This is a genomic window from Flavobacterium sp. KH_035 (assembly GCF_057839565.1).
This window is the reverse complement of the sequence record NZ_CM174492.1, coordinates 1,926,510-1,948,376: the sequence shown is the minus strand read 5'-3', so window position 1 is coordinate 1,948,376 and position 21,867 is coordinate 1,926,510. Positions and strand designations below refer to the sequence as shown.

Sequence of the window (21,867 nt, the reverse complement as noted above, 5' to 3'; positions counted from 1 at the left end):
GTTTAAATAAATTGGTTTTATAGGCTTTTTAATGCTTTTTTGATGATGGTTTCCACCGTAGCTTCGGGATCTTCTTTTACGATTTTCTCTACTACTTTTTCAGAAGTTTTACGGACAAAACCTAAAACCTCCAAAGCAGATAACGCTTCATCTCGATTTGTATTGTTTTGAACGACTGAAACTTCGTCCAAATCGTACAATTTTAACACTTTTTCTTTTAAATCAAGTATAACTCTTTGTGCTGTTTTGCTTCCAATTCCTTTTATGGACTGAATTACGCCTACATCTCCCGAGGCAATAGCATTGATAATTTGTCTTGGTTCTATAGACGACAACATTGTTCTGGCAATGTTCGCTCCAATTCCGGAAACCGACAATAACATTCTGAATATTTCGCGCTCTGATTTTTCTACAAAACCAAATAATGTATGCGCATCTTCTTTGATTTGAAGATGCGTATACAATTTTATATTTTCTACATTGGGAATTAATGAAAAGGTATGTAAAGAAATGTTTACCTGGTACCCCACTCCGCCACATTCAATTACGACTTCTGTTGGATTTTTCTCTACTAATTTCCCCTGTAAATGTGCTATCATAGTATAATTTATTAAGGTCAAATATAATAAAAATGCATTAAAAATACGACAATATTATTGGAACCTTATTATCTATACTATTTTGCTAATTTAATCTTTTTACTCTCTTTTTCCTGAGCGTCAATAACCGCAATTGCAGCCATATTCACCATTTCTTCAACGCTTGCTCCTAATTGGAAAATGTGAACCGGCTTACCCATTCCCATCATAATTGGTCCAATAGAGTTTACTTTATATAATTCTTTTAGCAATTTATAAGTAATGTTAGCTGAATCTAAGTTAGGAAAAATCAAGGTATTAACTTTCTTACCTGCTAATTTAGAGAACGGGAATTTTTCTGCAAGCATTTCCTGATTCAATGCAAAATCAGCCTGAATCTCTCCGTCAACAATCATTTCCGGGTGATTTTTATGCAAATACGCTACTGCTTCTCTAACTTTTGATGCATTCGGGCTTGTTGAAGATCCAAAATTTGAATAAGAAACCATTGCAATAACAGGCTCTACACCAAACATTTTAGCTGTTTTAGCCGTCATGATTGCAATATTAATCAAGTCTTCTGTTGAAGGATTTATATTGATTGCTGTATCCGACAAGAACATTGGTCCGCGTGAAGTCAACATCATGTTGGCTGTAGCAACTAATGATGCTCCTGGTGCTTTTTCAATCAATTGCAACATTGGTTTTACCACACTTGGGTAACTTCTTGTGTGACCTGTAACCAAAGCATCCGCTTCACCTTCATTCACCATCATAGCTGCAAAATAGTTTCTTTCACGCATGAATTTTTGTGAATCAAGTAACGAAACGCCTCTTCTTCCTCTTGTTTCCCAGTAAGAATTTGCAAATCGGTTACGTCTTCCTTCTTCTTCATTCGTTTTAGGGTCGATGATCTCAAGTTCAGCATCAAAACCTAATTCTTCTTTAAGCTCTAAAATAACTTCTTTGTTTCCTAGTAAAATTGGGAAACCAATTCCGTCCTCATGTACAATTTGCGCGGCTTTAAGTACATTTAACTGATCTGCCTCAGCAAAAACAATTCTTTTAGGACTCACTTTAGCACGGTTGGTAATCAAACGCACCATTTTATTGTCATTCCCCATACGTTCGCGAAGCACATCTTCATAAGCTGCCCAGTCAGTAATAGGATTTTTTGCTACTCCCGATTCCATTGCTGCTCTTGCAACGGCTGGCGCCACTACAGTAATCAATCTAGGATCGAATGGCTTAGGAATGATATATTCCTGACCAAAACCTAATTTTGTTGCTCCGTATGCTACGTTAACCTGCTCCGGTACCGGTTCTTTTGCCAAAATAGCCAATGCTTTTACCGCAGCCATTTTCATAGCTTCGTTTATTTTTGTAGCACGTACGTCTAATGCTCCTCTGAAAATATATGGAAAACCTAAAACGTTATTTACCTGGTTAGGAAAGTCTGAACGTCCTGTAGCCATAATAACATCTTTACGAGTTTCTGTAGCTAAGTTATAATCGATTTCCGGATTTGGATTTGCCATCGCAAAAACAATCGGATTTTCTTTCATTGTCAATAACATTGCAGGCGTCAAGATGTCACCTGAAGATAATCCGATGAAAACGTCAGCTCCTTTTATCGCTTCAGCCAATTCAATTTTAGGTCCATCAACAGCATACTTCAATTGCAGTTCTGATAATGAAGCGTTGTCTTTTGTTAAAAGTCCTTTACTATTAAACATCTTGATGTTCTTAACCTGAACTCCTAACAAAACATATAAATCTGTACAAGCAATCGCGGCAGAACCTGCACCCGAAACTACAACTTTTACATCTTCTGCTTTCTTTTCTGCTAATTCAAGTGCATTAATTAAAGCCGCTGACGAGATAATTGCGGTACCGTGCTGATCATCGTGCATTACCGGAATATCTAATTCTTCTACCAGTCTTCTTTCGATTTCAAAAGATTCCGGTGCTTTAATATCTTCCAGATTTATCCCTCCAAAAGTTGGGGCAATATTTTTTACGGTCTGAATAAATTCTTCAATATCTTTTGTACCGATTTCAATATCAAAAACATCAATGTCAGAGAATATCTTGAATAACAATCCTTTTCCTTCCATTACAGGCTTAGAAGCCTCAGGACCAATGTCCCCAAGTCCTAAAACTGCTGTACCGTTTGAGATTACGGCAACTAAATTTCCTTTTGCTGTATATTTGTAAACGTCTTCTACGTTTGCTGCAATGTCTAAACATGGCTCTGCAACTCCCGGCGAATAAGCCAAAGATAAATCTCTTTGGGTTGCATATTTTTTTGTTGGAACTACCTGAATTTTTCCTGGAGTTGGTTCTGAATGGTACAGTAACGCTTCTCTTCTTTTACTCTCTTTGTTCATTTATTTTAGCTTTTATTCTAGCTTACAAAGATATAAGTCTTGTTTTAAAATGGCATATTTTTACCAGTTTCTTTTCTTAAAAATAAAATCCGGGACCATCAAAAAAATAGCCCAAAATAATTTGGACTATTTTACACGTTTTATTTTTTGGTTTGTTTTATTGCGAAATATAAGAGTTTAAATGATGTATAGTGTCTTTCTGAATTTCGATAATGGCCTTAACCACATCACTTATAGATATTATTCCTACCACAATTCCATCCTCTAAAACCGGTAAATGCCTGATTCTTTTGGTACTCATCAGTTCCATACAGTCTTCGATATTATTTGAAAGTTTTACCGAGAAAATATTGCTTTCCATAATTTCATGCACAAAGGTTTCTTTTGATGATTTATCTTTTAAAACAATTTTTCGGGCATAATCCCTTTCAGACAATATTCCTTTTAAATCGGAACCATCAATAACAAGAATGGCTCCTATGTTTTTCTCTCCCATCACCTTTAAGGCTTCATAAACCGTTGTCGTTGAAAGAACTGAATAAACATTTTTCCCTTTTGTGTTTAGTATTTGATCTACAGTCATATCTGAAAAATTTTAGATTTATAAAGTTAGAAAAAAATGCACACACACCATAAGAAAAATGACTTTTTAAGACATAACTCGTTCATTTTAAATAAAATAACCATTATTTTATGTTTTATGAATTTTAGTTTAAAGAAAGGAATGAATTTTAGGGCTTTTTTGCGAATTATATTACGTAGGGGAGGTTTTTTGCTCACAGAGATGCTAAGGCGCAAAGTTTTTTATTGTAGGCAGTTGATGTCAATGTGTGTTTTACGCATCGTTTTGTCTTTCTGAGGAACGAGGAATCTTCGCAAGAAACTTACACAAAATGCATACTGTTGACGAGCTACTGGTGGAGATCCCTCGTTCCTCGGGATGACAAGAATGTGAATGAAACTTGCTCTGAAAGAGCTTTAGCAATAGCGTAGTGCACCGCACTACGAATATAAAAACGATTGTCACCTAAGCCCTGAAAGGGCGAAAGCACTAATCCCATAGAAAACGTTCATCATAAGCTACATGATATTTGTTTAAAAATGCCACCAACTCTTCTTTGAATTTGCGCTTTTTATGATGCTCTTCCTGGTTCTTAATGTATTGCACTACTTTCTCTAATTCTGATGGATTAACAGAAAAGATTCCATAACCATCTTGCCAATAGAATTTCGCGTAACAATCGTCTATTGTTTTTATCCATTTTGAGGATTGCTTTTTTACTTCTTCAACCAATTTCATTTGGGTGACTTTTTTAGATAGTAAACATAATACATGTACATGATCTTTATATCCTCCTATCTGAATTGGATTGCATTCTAATCCTTTACAAATTCCGCCAAGATATTCCCATAAACGCTCTTGTATAACATTGTCAATAAAGGGATAACGTCTTTTAGTACTAAATACTAAATGAACATATACTTTTGATAATGATTGTGGCATAATGTTCTTTTATTTACTGTTGTCTTTTGCTTTTGCCCTTTCAGGGCGGTACTTGTCTATTTAATCGTAGTGCGATGCACTACGCTTTAGGGGCTTTCAGCCCATTTTTTTAACTCCTAACAATTTACAATCGCAAATCTAATTAATTTTATAAGAAAAAACCTAAAAAAATTAACATATAGTAACATGCTACAATTTTATTAAACAAAAAAAACACCTTTCTATGTTTAGAAAAGTGCTTTTTATTATTTCTTTTATTCTGAGTTTACTTAATTATTCAAAATCAAAAAGTTCTTTTATTGATATTCCTAAACCTTTAGATAATGCAAGCAAATAAAGATATGAAGGATTGAATTCACCCGCTTCAACTTTATGAATAGACTGCTGATCTTTAAAGATCAATAAGCCTAATTTAGCCTGTGATAATCCTTTGGAATTCCTTAACTCTTTAATCCGAGCACCTAACCGTTTTAATTCTTCTGACTTATCCATTTCTTTTAATTTCAGACAATTTGCGTTTTCTATTTATTATTTTTAACATACTATAGTATGTTATTTAAAAATTTTCGTACGTTTGTTATTTAACTATAAATATGGAATGATGATGGAAACAAATGAATTTAAAAATCTAGAACAACTACAAAAATTAACCGCCCGATATTTCCACACTCAAAAATCGGCCAATGATAATGCAGAAACCAGTATGGCTCAAATTAAGTTTGCAAATTATTCTGAGTTAGGCAGTGTGATTACCGAAATGCTTAAATTATGCGTTCTCGCATTGAATCAGAATCGATATGAAAATTCAGAGACTGGCATTAATGTAGGTCTCATTTTAGAAACTGTTCTCCAGATATTTCCCGCGGATGAATTTGAGTTTTTAAGTGAAATTAGCCAGATGGTTGCTATGAATTCTCACCCTGCCAATGAATGAATAAATCACTATTTTTTTGCTCGCAAAGACGCTAAGGCGCAAAGTTTTTTGTTGTGGGCTGTTTGGTACCAATTTGTATTTTACGCATCGTTTAGTCCTTTCGACGAAGGAAACTCGAGCGATAACGACTGACGAAGTAAATACATTCAAAACTCCATTCTCAATATCGTCAATCTTTGTCGAATTACTAGTGTGATCCCTCGTTCCTCGGGATGACAAGATTGTGAATAATTTGATAACAACGAAAAAAGCCCTTTTCTAAAATTTAGAAAAGAGCTTTAAACTATTACTTTTTATTTACAAATTGGTGATTACAAATTCGCTTCTTCGGTTGCGTTCATGTTCTTCATCGGTACATTTTACTCCATCAGAACATTGGTTTACCAATTGGGTTTCGCCGTATCCTTTTGCAGTTAATCGCGCGGGATCTACTCCTTTTTGAATCAGCCAGTTTCTAGTCGATTTGGCTCGTTTATCAGATAAAACCTGATTGTATTGCAGGGTTTGTCGGCTGTCTGTATGAGAACGGATATCCAATTTTAAGGTTGGATATTGTTTTAGTATTTCAACAATTTTCTCTAATTGATAGGCCGATTCCTTTTTAATAGTCGCTTTATCCAGATCAAAATAAATAATCGGAATATCAAGTGTCTTTGCCAGATCGGTCCCAACTCCAATTGGTTTAACTCTCTTTTCCAGCTGAATCAATAAGATTGTTTTTCCGGTGTTTCTTTTTATTGTTACCGGAGTTTCTTTACTCTCATAATCTGTTTTTGAAGCTCGAACAGAATAATTTTTACCACATTTTACATTCGGAAAAATATAATTTCCTTTCTCATCAGAAACAACTTCTGTAACAGCCTGGAAATTTTCATCGAACAATGCTACTTTCGTATTTGAAAGAACTGTGTTGGTTTCCGAATCGGTTATAGTACCTATTAATTCCTGCTCGCAATTCAGTTTTCTTCTTTCTGTGAATCGGTAAACATCATCAAGTCCGTGGCCATTATCTCTGTTGGAAGAGAAGAATCCGTTTCTGTTTTTACTGTTTATTATAAAAGCAAAATCATCCTGTGGACTGTTTACTGGTTCTCCAATATTTTGTATTTCTTCAAAGGTTCCTTCTTTATTTATTTTTGCTACGAATACATCTAGTCCGCCCAATCCGGGTCTTCCATCTGTTGCGAAATAAAGTTCATTATCTTCGGAAATAAAAGGAAAGGTTTCTCTTCCTTCGGTATTGATTCCCACTCCTAAATTTTGAGGTTTCCCAAAAGTTCCATCATCATTTATGGCAACTTTAAACAAGTCCGACTGTCCTAACGTTCCCGGCATATCTGATGCAAAATAGAGTGTTTTTTCATCTACACTTAAGGTTGGATGCGCTACACTATATTGATCACTGTTAAACGGAAGTGCTTGTATGTTTTTCCATTCACCCTCAATCAGGTTTGCTTTATATAATTTTAATAAAGTGACCTTATTCTCGTTTCTGCCCCTTTTTCCATTTAAAAAATTATTTCGAGTAAAGTACATGGTTCGCCCATCCTTCGTGAAAACAGGAGTCGATTCGTTAAATTTTGTGTTTACTTTTTTCTGAAAACGTTGCGGCATTCCTATACTGCCGTCCGGTAACATCTCGGCGGTGTATATATTAGTAAAGGAACTATTGGTCCATTTAAAATTTTTCTTTGCCACTCCTCCTGTATCCCGGGCGGAGGTAAAAACTAATTTATTATCAAAGATGGTGCTTCCGTAATCTGAATATTTAGAGTTTATTCCGGCATCGGCAATTTCAAATCTCCCTGAATTTGCTTTTATCTCGTTCAAATAATTTTTATTGGATTCGAATAAGATCCCTCTTTTATCTGTTGTCAGTTTTTGATTGAATTTTTCTAATGTCGCATCTGCTTTAGTATAATTTCCGGCAGCTTTAAGGCATTGTGCATATCGGTACAAATATTCCGACTCTTGCTGTTCCTTCATTGCAAACAATTCATCATACCACTTTAAAGCTTTTACCAGCTCCCCGTTAAAATAGTAGGAATTCCCAAGACGCTGAAACATTTTTTCGTCTTTATATCCTTTGTCAGCCACATTTTCGTATATTTTTATGGCATCGATATAAGCGTACTTTTCGTATTTGGTATCGGCATAATTTATTCTGCCGGTCTGTGCAATTGTATTAAAAAAAAGAAATAAAAATGACAAGGTATATAGTATTTTTTGGCTTTTCATAGAGGAACATTTTAGAAGAATCTTGGTGAGGTAATTCTATTATAATTATTAAGAAACTCAAAACGCAGGAAGATTTCATGTGATCCGGAATTGTATCTTCTTAAATTAGTGGTTTCATGATCGTAGCCATAACCAATATATAAACCATCAGTTACCTGAAAACCTGCCATTGCACTGAGCGAGGCGCTCCAACGATATGCCAGTCCAACGACAAATTTATCATCGAACATAAAGTTAGCCGAAGCATCTACTTGTAAAGGTGCCCCCTGAACCATTTTGGTTAATATTGCCGGTTTGAATTTGATGTAATAATCCAGATCAAAAACATAACCTGCCATTAAATAGTAGTTGATTTTATCTTTAAAAATTGCAGTATCATCATCATTAAAACGATTGGTTTCGATAAAATTCGGAATTGATAATCCCACATACGCTTTGTCAGAATGCCAATAAACCCCGGCCCCAATGTTAGGGGTAATTCTATTGTTTAGATTCTGAAACTGAGGATCTCCCTGATTTTCGGGATTCAATTTGTTGATATCCAGATTAAAAAGATTCGCTGTGGCTTTTATTCCAAAAGAAAGCTTAAAAGTTTCTGAGGTTGGAACACTATAAGACAAATCAGCTGATAAAGTGTTCTCGTTGGTAGGGCCAATTTTATCGTTTACCAAAGAAACTCCTAATCCTAAATTACTGTTGTTTAGAGGTGTATTGATGGAGAAAGTACTCGTTTCGGGTGCTCCGTCCAGTCCAATCCATTGTGTACGGTACAACCCAAAAACACTTAATGCACCACGAGAGCCCGCATAGGCAGGGTTTATTGCGATGGTATTGTACATATATTGTGTGTATTGAGCATCTTGCTGAGCCGAACACACAACCGAAAAAAACAGGAACATTAAAATTATCTTTTTCATTTGAATGGCTTTTAAGAAGCGGCCCGGAAGTACCAGGCCGCCGTAATTTTTACTTGTTGATATATAAATAACCCGATTGTTCATGCGGATTCGATACGTTGTCTTTGTATTTCAGAATGTAGAAATAAGTTCCTACCGGTAATCCTTCAGATTGTTTTATAGTGGTACGACCTTCAGAGAAACCTTTAAAAACACGATCTTCGTTATTGTAGTTGTCCATTTCAAAGACCAAAACTCCCCAACGATTATAGATTTCAACCGTGTTGCTTGGATAACATTCCAAGCCCTGGATATAGAAACGTTCGTTCTTAGAATCTCCATTTGGTGAGAATGCATTAAAGACTTTTATAACACATCCGGTTAAAGGCAATACGGTAGGTTTGTCCTCCAGATTACTTTCATCATCTGAAATATCATCGACCACAACTCCTTTACCACTTCGTCCCTGAACGCTTGCCTGATTGCTTACACTACCTTTGTTGATATCATTTTGTGTGATTTTATAAGTAGCAGTAAAATTGTGTTCATCAGATTCGTTTACATCTAAATCAATTGCCTGTCCTGAAACTATAACTCCTGGTAAAGGGTCAGAAATCATAACACCCGTTAATGGAACGTTTCCGGTATTGGTTACTTTAAATTTGTATGTAATGGTTTCACCGGCATTTGCAAATCCACTTCCATTTTCATCATTAAATACTGCTGTTTTAATTACTGCAATAGCAGGAACTTCAACAAAAACAGTTAGCGTAGCGGTACCACAATTAGTTGGATGTGCTTTTTCGCAAACCTGATAATTTAAGGTGTAATTTCCGCCCGGAGTGTTTGGTTTTACATTTACAGTTCCGTCAGAATTAAATTCAAAATAAGCACTTTTTGAAAGATCCGTAAGTGTAACTTCTGAAGGATTAATTGGTAAACCTTTCAATAAATCATTGTTCAAAACATTGATAAATTCAAGAGAACCATTTATACCATCAACATTTATAATACCATCATTTACAATCACAATCTTCACAAAAGGTATTGGAGGATCTGGATCTACAACATTAATCACTGTAATCTTCGCAACAGCCTGACTGCAATTAGTTGGGTTTAAAGCTTCACAAATTTGATATGTTAATTCATAAGTTCCAGATGCTGTTCCTGATTTTACTTCAATTGTACCATCAGATTCTAAAATTAAATTCGGATTTGGAACAATGGTAGTTAAGATAACAGTCGAAGGATTCAATAACACACCGTTTAAAGTATCATTTTGAAAAATACTTGTTGGCGAACTTTGTCCTTTACTGCTGTCAACAGTTCCGGCATTATCATTATTTGCTTTTATAACTGCACCTGTTACCGGAACATAACTTTTTACAGTCGCACAGTTTGTTGGATTTAGATATTCGCAAATACTATATTCTACTTCATATCTTCCTATCGGAGTTCCCGCTTTTACGGTTGCAGTTCCGTCTGCATTTAAAGTCAATCCTGTCGGAACATTTATTGCCTTTAAGATTACTCCTCCAACACTATTTTTGATTATTGCCGGATTTCCATTCAAAGTATCATTATTTATTAATGAAGCTGTAGTTCCTCCTATACTTCCATTTACCGAAACTGTAGTTTCCGTCAATGCCTTAATCGCTCCATTTCCAACTATAACTGTAGCAGTAGTGGTTGCACAATTTACAGGGGTTGCACCGTCTTCACAAATAGTATAAGTGATTTGGTAAGTGCCCGATACAGTGTTTGGATCTAAGGTTAATACTCCGTCTGCATCAATGCTCAATGGACCTGTTTTGATTGGGGTTACACTGGTATTGGCTGCTGTTACCGGCTGTCCGTTTAGGGTATCGTTTGCTGTTACGTTTCCAACTGTGGTTGCCGTTGTTGTACCCGATGTTTGAACTGGGTAAGTATTGTCAATGTTGGCTACAATTGGATTTTTAACTTCAACTGTAGCAGTAGTGGTTGCACAATTTACGGGGGTTGCACCGTCTTCACAAATAGTATAAGTGATTTGGTACGTGCCCGATACAGTGTTTGGATCTAAGGTTAATACTCCGTCTGCATCAATGCTCAATGGACCCGTTTTGATTGGGGTTACACTGGTATTGGCTGCTGTTACCGGCTGTCCGTTTAGAATATCGTTTGCTGTTACGTTTCCAACTGTGGTTGCCGTTGTTGTACCCGGTGTTTGTACTGGGTAAGTATTGTCAACCTTGGCTACGATTGGATTTTTAACTTCAACTGTAGCAGTAGTGGTGGCACAATTTAAAGGGGTTGCACCGTCTTCACAAATAGTATAAGTGATTTGGTACGTGCTCGATACAGTGTTTGGATCTAAGGTTAATACTCCGTCTGCATCAATGCTCAATGGACCTGTTTTGATTGGGGTTACATTGGTATTGGCTGCTGTTACCGGCTGTCCGTTTAGGGTATCGTTTGCTGTTACGTTTCCAACTGTGGTTGCTGTTGTTGTACCCGGTGTTTGAACTGGGTAGGTATTGTCAATGTTGGCTACGATTGGATTTTTAACTTCAACTGTAGCAGTAGTGGTTGCACAATTTACAGGGGTTGCACCGTCTTCACAAATAGTATAAGTGATTTGGTAAGTGCCCGATACAGTGTTTGGATCTAAGGTTAATACTCCGTCTGCATCAATGCTCAATGGACCTGTTTTGATTGGGGTTACACTGGTATTGGCTGCTGTTACCGGCTGTCCGTTTAGGGTATCGTTTGCTGTTACGTTTCCAACTGTGGTTGCCGTTGTTGTACCCGATGTTTGAACTGGGTAAGTATTGTCAATGTTGGCTACAATTGGATTTTTAACTTCAACTGTAGCAGTAGTGGTTGCACAATTTACGGGGGTTGCACCGTCTTCACAAATAGTATAAGTGATTTGGTACGTGCCCGATACAGTGTTTGGATCTAAGGTTAATACTCCGTCTGCATCAATGCTCAATGGACCCGTTTTGATTGGGGTTACACTGGTATTGGCTGCTGTTACCGGCTGTCCGTTTAAGGTGTCGTTTGTTGTTACGTTTCCAACTGTGGTTGCTGTTGTTGTACCCGGTGTTTGAACTGGGTAAGTATTGTCAACGTTGGCTACGATTGGATTTTTAACTTCAACTGTAGCAGTAGTGGTTGCACAATTTACAGGGGTTGCACCGTCTTCACAAATAGTATAAGTGATTTGGTACGTGCCCGATACAGTGTTTGGATCTAAGGTTAATACTCCGTCTGCATCAATGCTCAATGGACCTGTTTTGATTGGGGTTACATTGGTATTGGCTGCTGTTACCGGCTGTCCGTTTAGGGTATCGTTTGCTGTTACGTTTCCAACTGTGGTTGCTGTTGTTGTACCCGGTGTTTGAACTGGGTAGGTATTGTCAATGGTGGCTACGATTGGATTTTTAACTTCAACTGTAGCAGTAGTGGTGGCACAATTTACAGGGGTTGCACCGTCTTCACAAATAGTATAAGTGATTTGGTATGTGCCCGATACAGTGTTTGGATCTAAGGTTAATACTCCGTCTGCATCAATGCTCAATGGACCTGTTTTGATTGGGGTTACATTGGTATTGGCTGCTGTTACCGGCTGTCTGTTTAGGGTATCGTTTGCTGTTACGTTTCCAACTGTGGTTGCCGTTGTTGTACCCGGTGTTTGAACTGGGTAAGTATTGTCAATGGTGGCTACGATTGGATTTTTAACTTCAACTGTAGCAGTAGTGGTGGCACAATTTACAGGGGTTGCACCGTCTTCACAAATAGTATAAGTGATTTGGTAAGTGCCCGATACAGTGTTTGGATTTAAGGTTAATACTCCGTCTGCATCAATGCTCAATGGACCTGTTTTGATTGGGGTTACACTGGTATTGGTTGCTGTTACCGGCTGCCCGTTTAGGGTATCATTCGCTGTTACGTTTCCAACTGTGGTTGCCGTTGTTGTACCTGGTGTTTGAACTGGGTAGGTATTGTCAATGTTGGCTACGATTGGATTTTGCACAATAATAGTAACTGTAGTTGTTGCACAGTTTGCTGTTGGATTTGCAACCTCGCAAATCTGATAATCAAAAGTGTAAGTTCCAGTTGGCGTATTTGGCTGAACTGTAACGGCTCCTGTATTAGTGTCAAAATTTAAATTTGAAGGTAACGTTGTAGTCGAAGTAATTATAACTTCATTACTGACTACATTTTTACAGTTCAGAGAGTCATTGTCCAGAACACTTGGAACTGCGATTCCTCCCAGAATTCCATTAAAGGATGTTACACGATCTTCATTAGCTTTGATTGGTCCAATTACTTTCACCGTTTGCGTACAAGTTTCTATATTTCCAGCCACATCTTTAGCCGTCCACGTTACAGTAGTGATACCGATTGGGAAGCTTGATGGCGCGTCATTAGTCACCGTTACTGAGCAGTTATCACTTGTTGTTGGAGTTCCTAAAGCAACTCCGGTAGCCATACATGAACCAGCATCCGCCAAAACAGTCACATTAGTTGGACACGTAATAGTCGGTTTCTGAGTGTCTTTTACGATAACTTTTTGAACTGCTGTTTCTACATTACCGTTCCCATCATCAAAACTCCAAGTGATGTTATGTGTTCCTTGAGTGTTGTATGTTAAAGGATCTGTAGTAGTTCCTGTAATAGTACCTGAACAAGTATCTGTCGTAGTAGGCGCTGTGGCTGTAGCACTGCACTCACCAGTTACATCCGCCAAAACTGGTTTTGTCGGTTTCTGAGTGTCTTTTACGATAACTTTTTGAACTGCTGTTTCTACATTACCGTTCCCATCATCAAAACTCCAAGTGATGTTATGTGTTCCTTGAGTGTTGTATGTTAAAGGATCTGTAGTAGTGCCTGTAATAGTACCTGAACAAGCATCTGTCGTAGTAGGTGCTGTGGCTGTAGCACTGCACTCACCAGTTACATCCGCCAAAACTGGTTTTGTCGGTTTCTGAGTGTCTTTTACGATAACTTTTTGAACTGCTGTTTCTACATTACCGTTCCCGTCATCAAAACTCCAAGTGATGTTATGTGTTCCTTGAGTGTTGTATGTTAAAGGATCTGTAGTAGTTCCTGTAATAGTACCTGAACAAGCATCTGTCGTAGTAGGTGCTGTGGCTGTAGCACTGCACTCACCAGTTACATCCGCCAAAACTGGTTTTGTCGGTTTCTGAGTGTCTTTTACAATAACTTTTTGAACTGCTGTTTCTACATTACCGTTCCCATCATCAAAACTCCAAGTGATGTTATGTGTTCCTTGAGTGTTGTATGTTAAAGGATCTGTAGTAGTGCCTGTAATAGTACCTGAACAAGTATCTGTCGTAGTAGGCGCTGTGGCTGTAGCACTGCACTCACCTGTTACATCCGCCAAAACTGGTTTTGTCGGTTTCTGAGTGTCTTTTACGATAACTTTTTGAACTGCTGTTTCTACATTACCGTTCCCATCATCAAAACTCCAAGTGATGTTATGTGTTCCTTGAGTGTTGTATGTTAAAGGATCTGTAGTAGTGCCTGTAATAGTACCTGAACAAGCATCTGTCGTAGTAGGTGCTGTGGCTGTAGCACTGCACTCACCTGTTACATCCGCCAAAACTGGTTTTGTCGGTTTCTGAGTGTCTTTTACGATAACTTTTTGAACTGCTGTTTCTACATTACCGTTCCCATCATCAAAACTCCAAGTGATGTTATGTGTTCCTTGAGTGTTGTATGTTAAAGGATCTGTAGTAGTTCCTGTAATAGTACCTGAACAAGTATCTGTCGTAGTAGGCGCTGTGGCTGTAGCACTGCACTCACCTGTTACATCCGCCAAAACTGGTTTTGTCGGTTTCTGAGTGTCTTTTACGATAACTTTTTGAACTGCTGTTTCTACATTACCGTTCCCATCATCAAAACTCCAAGTGATGTTATGTGTTCCTTGAGTATTGTATGTTAAAGGATCTGTAGTAGTGCCTGTAATAGTACCTGAACAAGTATCTGTCGTAGTAGGTGCTGTGGCTGTAGCACTGCACTCACCAGTTACATCCGCCAAAACTGGTTTTGTCGGTTTCTGAGTGTCTTTTACGATAACTTTTTGAACTGCTGTTTCTACATTACCGTTCCCATCATCAAAACTCCAAGTGATGTTATGTGTTCCTTGAGTGTTGTATGTTAAAGGATCTGTAGTAGTGCCTGTAATAGTACCTGAACAAGTATCTGTCGTAGTAGGCGCTGTGGCTGTAGCACTGCACTCACCTGTTACATCCGCCAAAACTGGTTTTGTCGGTTTCTGAGTGTCTTTTACGATAACTTTTTGAACTGCTGTTTCTACATTACCGTTCCCATCATCAAAACTCCAAGTGATGTTATGTGTTCCTTGAGTGTTGTATGTTAAAGGATCTGTAGTAGTTCCTGTAATAGTACCTGAACAAGTATCTGTCGTAGTAGGCGCTGTGGCTGTAGCACTGCACTCACCTGTTACATCCGCCAAAACTGGTTTTGTCGGTTTCTGAGTGTCTTTTACGATAACTTTTTGAACTGCTGTTTCTACATTACCGTTCCCATCATCAAAACTCCAAGTGATGTTATGTGTTCCTTGAGTGTTGTATGTTAAAGGATCTGTAGTAGTGCCTGTAATAGTACCTGAACAAGCATCTGTCGTAGTAGGTGCTGTGGCTGTAGCACTGCACTCACCTGTTACATCCGCCAAAACTGGTTTTGTCGGTTTCTGAGTGTCTTTTACGATAACTTTTTGAACTGCTGTTTCTACATTACCGTTCCCATCATCAAAACTCCAAGTGATGTTATGTGTTCCTTGAGTGTTGTATGTTAAAGGATCTGTAGTAGTTCCTGTAATAGTACCTGAACAAGTATCTGTCGTAGTAGGCGCTGTGGCTGTAGCACTGCACTCACCTGTTACATCCGCCAAAACTGGTTTTGTCGGTTTCTGAGTGTCTTTTACGATAACTTTTTGAACTGCTGTTTCTACATTACCGTTCCCATCATCAAAACTCCAAGTGATGTTATGTGTTCCTTGAGTGTTGTATGTTAAAGGATCTGTAGTAGTGCCTGTAATAGTACCTGAACAAGTATCTGTCGTAGTAGGCGCTGTGGCTGTAGCACTGCACTCACCTGTTACATCCGCCAAAACTGGTTTTGTCGGTTTCTGAGTGTCTTTTACGATAACTTTTTGAACTGCTGTTTCTACATTACCGTTCCCATCATCAAAACTCCAAGTGATGTTATGTGTTCCTTGAGTGTTGTATGTTAAAGGATCTGTAGTAGTGCCTGTAATAGTACCTGAACAAGTATCTGTCGTAGTAGGCGCTGTGGCTGTAGCACTGCACTCACCAGTTACATCCGCCAAAACTGGTTTTGTCGGTTTCTGAGTGTCTTTTACGATAACTTTTTGAACTGCTGTTTCTACATTACCGTTCCCATCATCAAAACTCCAAGTGATGTTATGTGTTCCTTGAGTGTTGTATGTTAAAGGATCTGTAGTAGTGCCTGTAATAGTACCTGAACAAGCATCTGTCGTAGTAGGTGCTGTGGCTGTAGCACTGCACTCACCAGTTACATCCGCCAAAACTGGTTTTGTCGGTTTCTGAGTGTCTTTTACGATAACTTTTTGAACTGCTGTTTCTACATTACCGTTCCCGTCATCAAAACTCCAAGTGATGTTATGTGTTCCTTGAGTGTTGTATGTTAAAGGATCTGTAGTAGTTCCTGTAATAGTACCTGAACAAGCATCTGTCGTAGTAGGTGCTGTGGCTGTAGCACTGCACTCACCAGTTACATCCGCCAAAACTGGTTTTGTCGGTTTCTGAGTGTCTTTTACAATAACTTTTTGAACTGCTGTTTCTACATTACCGTTCCCATCATCAAAACTCCAAGTGATGTTATGTGTTCCTTGAGTGTTGTATGTTAAAGGATCTGTAGTAGTGCCTGTAATAGTACCTGAACAAGTATCTGTCGTAGTAGGCGCTGTGGCTGTAGCACTGCACTCACCTGTTACATCCGCCAAAACTGGTTTTGTCGGTTTCTGAGTGTCTTTTACGATAACTTTTTGAACTGCTGTTTCTACATTACCGTTCCCATCATCAAAACTCCAAGTGATGTTATGTGTTCCTTGAGTGTTGTATGTTAAAGGATCTGTAGTAGTGCCTGTAATAGTACCTGAACAAGCATCTGTCGTAGTAGGTGCTGTGGCTGTAGCACTGCACTCACCTGTTACATCCGCCAAAACTGGTTTTGTCGGTTTCTGAGTGTCTTTTACAATAACTTTTTGAACTGCTGTTTCTACATTACCGTTCCCATCATCAAAACTCCAAGTGATGTTATGTGTTCCTTGAGTGTTGTATGTTAAAGGATCTGTAGTAGTGCCTGTAATAGTACCTGAACAAGCATCTGTCGTAGTAGGTGCTGTGGCTGTAGCACTGCACTCACCTGTTACATCCGCCAAAACTGGTTTTGTCGGTTTCTGAGTGTCTTTTACGATAACTTTTTGAACTGCTGTTTCTACATTACCGTTCCCATCATCAAAACTCCAAGTGATGTTATGTGTTCCTTGAGTGTTGTATGTTAAAGGATCTGTAGTAGTGCCTGTAATAGTACCTGAACAAGCATCTGTCGTAGTAGGTGCTGTGGCTGTAGCACTGCACTCACCTATTACATCCGCCAAAACTGGTTTTGTCGGTTTCTGAGTGTCACTTATCGTTACCGTTCTAGTAACAATTGCATCAGCACAACCTCCTGTTCCCGTTACTGTATAAGATATTGTGGCTGTACCGAGCGCTTTTCCTGTAATTACTCCAGAAGCATCTACTGTAGCAACTATTGTATTATTGCTTGACCAGCTTCCACCACCTGTTCCATTAGAAATAAATGTTGTTGTCGCTGCAGGACAAATGTTTTGTGTACCCGATAAAGTACCCGCATTTGGTGCTGCTGTTACCGTTACTGTTCTGGTAGCTGTGGCATTTCCACAACCGCCTGTTCCGGTTACTGTATACGATATTGTTGCAGTACCTGCTGCAGCTCCTGTAATTTCTCCTGTTAAAGCATCTACTGTAGCAACTGTTGTATTATTGCTTGACCAGCTTCCGCCACTTGCTCCATTGGAAGTGAATGTTGTTTTTTGAGCAACACAAATGTTTTGTGTACCCGATAAAGTACCCGCATTTGGTGCTGCTGTTACCGTTACTGTTCTGGTAGCTGTGGCATTTCCACAACCGCCTGTTCCGGTTACTGTATACGATATTGTTGCAGTACCTGCTGCAGCTCCTGTAATTTCTCCTGTTAAAGCATCTACTGTAGCAACTGTTGTATTATTACTTGACCAGCTTCCGCCACTTGCTCCATTGGAAGTGAATGTTATTTTTTGAGCAACACAAATGTTTTGTGTACCTGATAAAGTACCCGCATTTGGTGCTGCTGTTACCGTTACCGTTCTGGTAGCTGTGGCATTTCCACAACCGCCTGTTCCGGTTACTGTATAAGATATTGTGGCTGTTCCTGCTGCAGCTCCTGTAATTTCTCCTGTTAAAGCATCTATTGTAGCAACTGTTGTATTATTGCTTGACCAGCTTCCGCCACTTGCTCCATTGGAAGTGAATGTTGTTTTTTGAGCAACACAAATGTTTTGTGTACCCGATAAAGTACCTGCATTTGGTGCAGCTGTTACCGTTACCGTTCTGGTAGCTGTGACATTACCACAACCACCTGTTCCTGTTACCGTATACGATATTGTTGCTGTTCCTGCTGCAGCTCCAATAATTACTCCTGTTGAAGCATTTACTGTTGCAACTCCTATAGTACCACTTGACCAGCTTCCATTTGAATTTCCGTTTGTAGTGAATGTAGTAGTCCCTCCAATACAAATGTTTTGAGCACCCGACAAAGTACCTGCATTTGATGCGGTAGTTACCGTAACAGTACCACTTATTGTAGCGGCCGCACACGGTGCTGTATGACCAACGGTTGTTATAGTGTAAGTACCACTTGTTGTTGGTGTTCCTGAAACAGTTATTGTTTTTGCACTAGAATCAACTGAAACCGATAAACCAGTCGGCAAGTTTGATGCTGTAGCATTGATAGCACTTCCTCCAAAAGTATAAACGGCACTTGGAATGGCTGTTCCATTACAAATTGCCGGATTTTGAGTACCACTGGTAAATACAATTGTAGAAGCTGTATTCACAACTGCCGCAACAGCAACTCTTGATGACGAAGTACATCCTTCCGGTGAAGTAGCTTCTACGTAATAAGTAGTGGTAGTTGATAAACTTGGTGTGGTATAACTCGCTCCTGTTTTTAATGATGTACCACCTGTGGAAGCAGCATACCAGTTAATAGTCGCTCCTGCTGATGCTGTTGCATTTAATGTTAATGTTCCTGCATCACATCTGGAGTCTTGTGTAGTTGAATCTATTGTAGGTCTTGTATTTATTGTAGCTACAACTGCTGTTCTCGTTCCTGTAGTACATCCATTTCCGGTTGCATCTACATAATAAGTGGTAGTTGTTGATAAATTTGGTGTAGCAAAACTAGTTCCGGTTGCCAATGATGTACCACCAGCAGCTGCAGCATACCAGTTAATTGTTCCTGACGAAGCTGTCGCGCCTAATGTTACCGATCCTGCATCGCATCTTGCTGCCGGTGCTGTTGCGGTAATTGTTGGTATTGCATTGATAACAAAATTTGTAGCCGTTCTACAGTTTCCAATACCTGAGCAAGCCGCATAATATGTTACTGTTCTGGCTGTATTGGTATCTGCTAAACCGGATCCTGTAGCACCTACCGGGTTAAAAGATGCACCTGTAAATATTGATGCCCCCCCTATAGACGTTGTGTACCACTCTATAGTACCCGAACCTGAACAGGTAGAAGTAGCCGTTAATGTCCCACTTCCTCCCTGACAAATCGAAACTCCTGTAGTTGTTGGTGCTCCCGCAACTGAATTAATAGTCATACTTGCAGTGGGAGCCGACGTACATCCCTGAGCATTTGTTGTAGTCAGCACATAGCTGTTTGGTACCAATCCCGAAAAAATACCGTTTGTATTGTTTATTGGTGCCGTTACAGGATTTGTTCCTCTTAAGGTGTAACTGATTCCCGGCCCTGGAGCAGGAGTGTTTACTGTTATTGTTCCTGTTGGTGTAAGACAAGTGGATTGCAACACTGTAGCAGTTGGAGTGGCTGGCAAAGCCAAAATTGTGATATCATCAACCGTTTCTCCACTGCCCTTAAAGTTTATTCCAGGTACATTTGCCTGGCTTGCCCCTTCATAGTTCTTATTCGCAGAACCATAAGCATTTACAAATGGTGTTATTCTTCTACTTGAATTAGTAGTTGTACGTGTTGGATCAAGATACAAAGCCTGCGCATTAACACTATAGGTTCCCGCAGCAATAGAAGCCGCTACTTTTCCTGTTAAGGTTATTGTTACCACTCCGTTTTGTGCAATATTAAAACCTCCGAATTGCGGATTATTAGCTGTAGCAGTATTTGTCAATGCTCCTGAAGGTCCTGTAGCTTCAGCTGAATAAGTTGCTGTAGCTGAATCAAACTCGATACCTGTTGGAAAAAGAAAGTCTAAAAGAACTCCCGCAGCATTCCCTACTCCTGTATTTTTGATCTGAATTTCATAAGAAACCTTCTCTCCAATAGAATTACAGGCTGAAGCTGTCGATAATGCTTTTACCTTTGTATCCAAAATAGGAAAACAATTTGAGTTCACCTGCAAATTTGGTGGTACCTCCTGCGCTGTAAAAGTTGCCACACTTCCTGCTGTTCCACCCATAGCCCCATTCGTAATTCCGGCACCTGCATTAGATTTTCCTGAAATCCCTCCTAATACAGTGGTCGTTAGTGTAACTGTACCGGTAAGATTATGTCTAATCATTCCACCACCACCACCACCACCGGGTCCATGTGAATTATTATTATCATTTTCAGTATTCCCTCCTGCACCTCCATCAGCTTCTATTCTGATGGTCGTATTGCTATTATTTGAGATGTTTAATAATACCGTTCCTCCGGCTCCACCACCACCTGCTCCATCCGGCGCGCCTGAAAAAGCACCTGGTGCTCCTTTTCCTCCATTGGCATATATATTACCGGTCCCCTGAACTGTACCGGCATTAATAAGAATTATGGCACCACCTACTCCTCCTTTTACTCCAGTTGAGGCATTATTGGCATCTCCAGCACCTCCACCGCCTCCCATGACAAGTCTTGGAAACGGAGTTGCTGTAATATAAGATCTGAAACCCGGTCTTCCTCCTCCTGTTAGGGGAAGAACATTACCTCCTCCACCTTGCCAGCCTGCACCACCTAAGCCTCCGAATCCGCCATTACCGCCACCACCACCGCCAGAATTGTGGTCATTACCTCCTCCTCCGGCATTAGCGGGAGCTCCTCTTCCTGCAGATCCTCCAGGCATTCCTTCCACTAAATTATCAACCTGGTTAAATCCATCCCACATATAGCGGGGTGTACCGGCTATTCCTTCTCCCTTTCCTGAAATTGCATTATTACCAGATAACCCGACATAAGTTGTTGCATTATTAAGATTAGATGGAGCTATAGGACTATAACCTCCTCTAAAACCACGAGCATTTCCATCAATAGAAAATCCGGCAAAATTGAATGTCCCGGAAACATTAAAAGCAATAACACCACCAGCAACACCGTTAAAAGGAGGTGTCGTGATAGAAGAAGTTAGTGTTAGATTAGAATATTGTGGTACTCTGACAATTTGAAATGTTCTTTTCCCTCTTGTTGTTGTAGCATCTGCATTATAAAAACTGTTTAGAACACCGCCATTGGTACCAGTACCTTTAAACGTTAAATTCCCACCAGTTAGCGGGACATTATTCGTTGCAATAACATATTCAAAAACTCCAGTATTTCCAAGAGATGTAAATCCTGTACCTCCTAAATTATCCGGACCACTGTTTGAGGTTCCTGAACCATAGCTGGTTGTATTGGTATAATCTATTGTAGCATCCTGCATTTGAATAATCAAAATCAGATCTCCTACCGAAATTGGGGCTGCCCCAAAATTATTAGAATACTGATCTGTTGCCGGTACTGCGGCTAATACTATCGATTGAGCTCCTGCATTCAATGTTATATTGCCCGAAATAGGGAAATATGTATTTACAGAACTTGATACGGTAACAGGTCCGTCACCTCCAGGTGTTCCACAAACTTGTGAAAACGCAGGCAATGATGTTAACCCAAAAAACAAAACAAAAAAGATTTGCTTAAAAAAATTAAACTTGTTAAAAGTAAAGTTACACATAAACAACTGGGGTTTTAGAAA

The 21,867-nt window shown here is 39.2% G+C and carries 9 protein-coding genes; 1 reads left to right on the top strand and 8 read right to left on the bottom strand.

Going from position 1 to position 21,867, the window contains the following annotated elements; genetic code table 11:
- Window positions 1-17 precede the first annotated feature (17 nt).
- The 5 genes from ruvA to AC3IS6_RS08360 all read right to left on the bottom strand — a co-directional run bounded on the left by ruvA (window position 18) and on the right by AC3IS6_RS08360 (window position 4,964).
- The gene (gene ruvA, locus AC3IS6_RS08380) at window positions 18-599 is read right to left on the bottom strand and encodes a Holliday junction branch migration protein RuvA (protein WP_489164466.1); all 582 of its coding nucleotides are present in this window, start codon (window positions 597-599) and stop codon (window positions 18-20) included.
- A gap of 77 nt (window positions 600-676) precedes the next feature.
- Window positions 677-2,968: an NADP-dependent malic enzyme gene (locus AC3IS6_RS08375; protein ID WP_489164465.1), complete on the bottom strand. Its 2,292-nt coding sequence runs from the start codon at window positions 2,966-2,968 to the stop codon at window positions 677-679.
- A 157-nt stretch (window positions 2,969-3,125) separates the two neighbouring features.
- Entirely contained in the window at window positions 3,126-3,551 is a 426-nt protein-coding gene (locus AC3IS6_RS08370; protein ID WP_489164464.1) for a CBS domain-containing protein, read from the bottom strand.
- Window positions 3,552-4,019: 468 nt separating this feature from the next.
- Window positions 4,020-4,472 (bottom strand): IS200/IS605 family transposase, encoded by a 453-nt coding sequence (gene tnpA / locus AC3IS6_RS08365; protein ID WP_489164463.1) that lies wholly within the window; start codon window positions 4,470-4,472, stop codon window positions 4,020-4,022.
- Between the two features lie 273 nt (window positions 4,473-4,745).
- Window positions 4,746-4,964 carry a helix-turn-helix transcriptional regulator gene (locus tag AC3IS6_RS08360; RefSeq protein WP_263362692.1) on the bottom strand — a complete coding sequence of 73 codons (219 nt, stop codon included), beginning with the start codon at window positions 4,962-4,964 and terminating at the stop codon, window positions 4,746-4,748.
- Between the two features lie 82 nt (window positions 4,965-5,046).
- Here AC3IS6_RS08360 and AC3IS6_RS08355 point away from each other — a divergent pair, with 82 nt between their 5' ends.
- Complete coding sequence (locus tag AC3IS6_RS08355) at window positions 5,047-5,406, top strand: hypothetical protein (protein ID WP_489164462.1); 360 nt, start codon at window positions 5,047-5,049, stop codon at window positions 5,404-5,406.
- A gap of 297 nt (window positions 5,407-5,703) precedes the next feature.
- Here AC3IS6_RS08355 and AC3IS6_RS08350 read toward each other — a convergent pair whose 3' ends face one another.
- Genes AC3IS6_RS08350 through AC3IS6_RS08340 form a run of 3 tightly spaced genes read right to left on the bottom strand, consistent with a single transcriptional unit; the run spans window position 5,704 to window position 21,846 of the window.
- On the bottom strand, window positions 5,704-7,644 hold the full coding sequence (locus AC3IS6_RS08350) for an OmpA family protein (protein ID WP_489164461.1): 1,941 nt from the start codon (window positions 7,642-7,644) through the stop codon (window positions 5,704-5,706).
- Between the two features lie 11 nt (window positions 7,645-7,655).
- Window positions 7,656-8,561, bottom strand: coding sequence for a PorP/SprF family type IX secretion system membrane protein (locus AC3IS6_RS08345; RefSeq protein ID WP_263362690.1), 906 nt, complete (start codon window positions 8,559-8,561; stop codon window positions 7,656-7,658).
- A 49-nt stretch (window positions 8,562-8,610) separates the two neighbouring features.
- Window positions 8,611-21,846: an Ig-like domain-containing protein gene (locus AC3IS6_RS08340; RefSeq protein ID WP_489164460.1), complete on the bottom strand. Its 13,236-nt coding sequence runs from the start codon at window positions 21,844-21,846 to the stop codon at window positions 8,611-8,613.
- Window positions 21,847-21,867: the final 21 nt, after the last annotated feature.